This is a genomic window from Streptomyces sp. NPDC057486, from assembly GCF_042802415.1.
In the GTDB taxonomy this organism is placed as follows: domain Bacteria; phylum Actinomycetota; class Actinomycetes; order Streptomycetales; family Streptomycetaceae; genus Streptomyces; species Streptomyces yanii.
In genome coordinates, this window is sequence record NZ_JBHVEE010000267.1 from 1 (window position 1) to 4,371 (window position 4,371).

Genomic DNA, 4,371 nt, shown 5'->3' on the forward strand with positions numbered 1-4,371 from the left:
AGACACCACGCGCCGGCGAACCTCCCCCGTCACAACACCAGCCGACCAGGCCCACCCACCGCGACACGCGGGGAACCCAGCAAACACTTAGTATGACCAAGCAGGTGCTATAGGACACCCGACCCGGACCACACACGCAAAACCACCACCCGGGACCAGGCATCCACCACAACACGCCCCCATACCGGAAACCCCGGCCCGATTCCGACGGGCCGGGATTTCCATGCACCACAAACAAAACCACCACCACCCACCGCAAGAACTACATGCGTCGGCAGCACCAGGCGGAGGAGATCTAGACGATCAAGTCCGATGTCAGGGCGAGGCGCCGTGTACTCGTGCTGCCCTGCCGAATCGTCCTGGAGTGCGCCTTCTACAGGGGCATCAAGCCCCAGAACAGTGCCCAGGGAACGAACACCGCGCTGGTGAGCCCGAGCAGGCCCAGGCGGGCATGGGCGCGGCCCGTCATCGAGGACCTGGCCTTCCACCATCCGATCGCTGTGGCCGCGGCTGTCAGCACCACCGTGGCCGTGAGGAGTTGCAGGGCGAGCCAGAGCACTGGCCGGCCGCCAAGGGATGGGCCGGCAGTGAGGGTCATCGTTACGAGGCCGAAGTAGCCCATGAAGCCGAGCACGGTGGCCAGTCCTGTCGCGGCCAGCCATCGTGATGCCCGCCCTCTGCCGGGAACACGAGGCCGCCCACGCAGTCGTCGGACAAGTTCCACCAGCAGATATCCGGCGAACGAGGTGGCCATGAAAAAGAACACTGCGGCCTGCACCGCGGATGCCTCGTATCCGGGGAGCGGGGCCAGTGCATGGCTTGGCCGGGCTTGGTGGGGCCAGGCGTCGCTGGCCCGGTGGCCTTGTCCTGCTACCCAGAATGTCATGGTGTCGACGTAACCGGGCACGAGTTCCTCGCCCCGTCGGAAGCCGTCGGGTGAGGTGTGCAGTTTGTGGTCGGCGTGCGGGAAGAACCGAAGCGTCACGTCGGTATTGCCGCCGTCGTGCAGGGCCTTCTCGATGGCACGGGCGCTTTCTGCCGGAGGTGACTGCTGGTCGTTGCCCCACATGGCGAGCACGGGCTGGCGCAGCCGCCGCAGGACGGGCAGCGGGTCGTAGTCGGCCTCGGGGAACAGACCGGCATCCCTCAACAGCCGCGTACCCGTGACGGGCACGGTCTTCAGCAGTGATCCCGAAACGCCTTCGTGCCGGAGCTTGTTGCCCAAGTACCACGCTTGCTGCCGGGCCGGCGGCACCCCCGAGGCGCCGACCAGCACCACATAGGAGACCTGCGTCGAGCGTGAGGCGGCAAGCGGGGCGACCCAGCCACCCTCGCTGAATCCCCACAGCCCGATTCTGTCGGGATCCACGTCGGCGCGCCCGCCCAGCGCCCGGACACCCGCCAGGGCGTCGTCGGCGAGTTGGGTGTAGGAACGCTGGGTGAGCGAATAACCGGCGGTGCGCTTGTCGTAGCTGAGCACCACGAATCCGGCACGTGCCATGGCCTGAGCCTCGGCCCGGTACTTCGCCCGCGTCTCCGGGCCCGCACCGTGCACCAGCACGATCCCGGGGCGTCGTCCAGCCGACCCGGCAGGCACCGCCACCGTGCCGCGCAGCGTCACGTCCCCGCTGCGAAACTCCACGCTCTGCTCACTGTCCTGCCTTGCCGGGGTCGCCACAGCCGCCCCGCCTCCCCCCACAAGGGCAGCCAGCACCACGACCAGACATATGACCCACCGCACCCGCATACCGCTCACCGATCTCCAGAAATCACCTGCCCGAGGAGTTCAGGCAGCCCTCGACGATCTTGCAGTCCTGGGCAGCGGCATCCCATCCAGCACACCCGCTTACGGTGAAGGGGGCTAGCACCACCCGCCACCTGCGGAAAACCCCAGGTACGCCGGACATGGCTCGCACTGCGCTGCGATACGTCAGCGTGGCTGTCAGATGCCAGGCGGCACCACATGACCAACATCATCAGGTGAATAACAACAGTCTGGACGCCCTTCTGACCGCGCTCTACGTGAAGATCGACGATGAGCTCGGGGTGCATCGGTGGATGGGCCGCCCACCACGGCTGACGGACCCAGAGCTGATCTGTCTGGCGGTCGCACAGGCGCTGCTCGGCTTCGGCTCAGAGGCACGCTGGCTGCGATACGCGAACGCGCACCTGACCTCAATGTTCCCGTACCTGCCCCAACAGTCCGGATACAACAAACGGCTGCGGGCCGCGCTGCCGCTGGTCAAGAAGGCGATACGAATGCTCGCCACCGACACGGACTTCTGGTTCGACAACCACTGGATCGTCGACTCCACACCGGTGCCATGCGGCATGTCCAGGCCCACGGTGAAGCGATCGGACATGGCCGGCTGGGCCGGATACGGCTACTGCGCAAGCCACTCGCGGTTCTTCTGGGGCCTGCGCCTGTATCTGGTGTGCACGCCGACCGGGATGCCGATCCTGTGGGCACTGGCCAACCCGAAGATGGACGAGCGCGAGGTCCTGCAGGCCATGCTCGACGTCGAGGCAGGACTCGTTGCCGACCGGCAGGGATTGCTGCTGATCTCCGACAAGGGCTTCGCCTCGAAGGAGTTCGAGAACGACCTCGCTATGCGCGGGATCGAGCTGCTGAGACCGTCCTTCAAGCGGGAGAAGAAGCGGAAGGGCGAGGGTCTGCTCAAGTCCGTGCGGCAGTTGATCGAGTCGGTCAACGACACCCTCAAGGGCCAGCTGGACCTTGAACAGCACGGTGGCCGGACTTTCGAGGGCGTCGCCGTTCGCGTCGCCCAGCGCATCCTCGCGATGGCAAGCGCAATCTGGCGCAACCACAAGACCGGAGCCCCGTTGATGCGCTCTCTTCTCGCCTATGACCACTGAGTACATAGGACTTGATCGTCTAGGCGGCGCGAGCAGGACTCGCTGACTGCCTTCTTTGCCGGCCTCGACGCCTCGCCGGGCGACGACGCCCGGCTCGGCTCCGAGGCCGCTGCGCTGCGCAGCGAGCATCACGATGCGAGGACGCGGCCGAGGGCGATGGCTGATGCCACGGTGCCGCCGGTGACGATGGCCCAGGCCGCGACGATCGGGACGCGGGTACTCCAGGTGCGTAGCGCAGGCGAGGTCGAAGCTCGGGCGAGGAACGCGTCGCGACCGCGCAGCACCGCGAGGCCGACGCCGGTCAGGGTCAGCGCCATGCCGGCACCGAACGCCGCCACCAACGCGATCGCCGCGCCGACCTTGCCGGTCAGCAGCCCGGTGAGGAGGACGAGGAACGCCGACGGGGAGGGGAGCAGGCCGCCGGATGTGCCGAGCAGCAGGATGCCGCGCCAGGTGAGCAGGGATTTGGATGTCGGGACGTGGTGGCTGTGACCGTGGTGGTGATCGTGGTCATGTCCGTGATCGTGGTCATGGCTGTGATCGTGGCCGTGGCTGTGACCGTGCTTCCGGTTGATCAGGTGGCGCCGGAGCAGGCCGACGCCCACGGCGACCACGACCAGAGCTGCGATCAGTTGCAGCCAGTCCGTCACCGCTGCGACGTCCGGTGCGTGTTGGGCGGCGAGCCACCAGCCCACGGCGAGTACGGCGACCGATGCGGTGTGCATGACGGCCACGACGGCGCCGAGCCACACCGCGTCCCGCGCCCTGCCCTGGCCGCCCACGAGGTACCCGGCGGCGAGCGACTTCCCGTGACCGGGGGCGCATGCATGGAAGGCGCCCACCGCTGCCGAGACGAGAAGAGCCAGTGGCAGTACGACACCGTGGTCCAGTAGTGCCGCAAGGTCTGTGGTCCACACGGTCGTCGGCCCTGTGGATGCAGTGGCGGCGGAGCTGCCGGCTCCGTCGAGGGCGAGAGTGAGGGTGGGCTCGCTCGCCGTGTGCAGGCCGCCGCCACCCTTCTTGGTCACGGAGATCGTGCGATAGGCCGGGTTGACTTCGATCAGCGCGGTGATGGTCAGGGCGACCGTGTCCACGGGTTCGGGGCAGGTGTAGTGGATCACGGCGCCCTTGCTCGCGAGCCGCGCAGTGTCCACCGCCCCGAGCCGACATGCGTGCCCGTCCTGGTGCATGGTGATGTGCGAGCCGAGGTAGGCCGCCTCGTCCCCCCTGGCAGCCTGGTGCATGACGTCCAGGTCGTTGCGCTGGGCCGACCAGGTGACCTCGACGGTGCGGCCTTCGGCCCTGACCTGGGCGACCGGCGGTGTGCCGAAGGGGTGCGCCTCGGCCGTGCCTGCGGCTCCGAGGAGCGCCCATACGGCTGCCAGGCCGATCAGCACGAGACGGGCGGCGTGGGTGCGGGTGGTCCGGAGGGTGTGCACAGTGGTGGTCCCGTCGGGAGTGGAGCGCCGCGAGTTGCCTCCCCTGTGGGGGAGG

3 protein-coding genes are annotated in these 4,371 nt (G+C 67.9%); 1 reads left to right on the forward strand and 2 read right to left on the reverse strand.

Features of this window, described 5'->3' with window-relative positions; translation table 11 throughout:
- Positions 1 to 373: 373 nt before the first annotated feature.
- Positions 374 to 1,642 carry an alpha/beta hydrolase family protein gene (locus ACFU6I_RS47865; protein ID WP_384380694.1) on the reverse strand — a complete coding sequence of 423 codons (1,269 nt, stop codon included), beginning with the start codon at positions 1,640 to 1,642 and terminating at the stop codon, positions 374 to 376.
- 338 nt (positions 1,643 to 1,980) lie between these two features.
- Here ACFU6I_RS47865 and ACFU6I_RS47870 point away from each other — a divergent pair, with 338 nt between their 5' ends.
- A complete protein-coding gene (locus ACFU6I_RS47870; protein WP_384380697.1) occupies positions 1,981 to 2,877 on the forward strand; it encodes an IS982 family transposase in 897 nt (298 codons plus the stop codon).
- Positions 2,878 to 3,005: 128 nt separating this feature from the next.
- Here ACFU6I_RS47870 and ACFU6I_RS47875 read toward each other — a convergent pair.
- Positions 3,006 to 4,371, reverse strand: a 1,366-nt coding sequence (locus ACFU6I_RS47875) for a hypothetical protein (RefSeq protein WP_384380700.1), incomplete at its 5' end; no start/stop codon positions are given.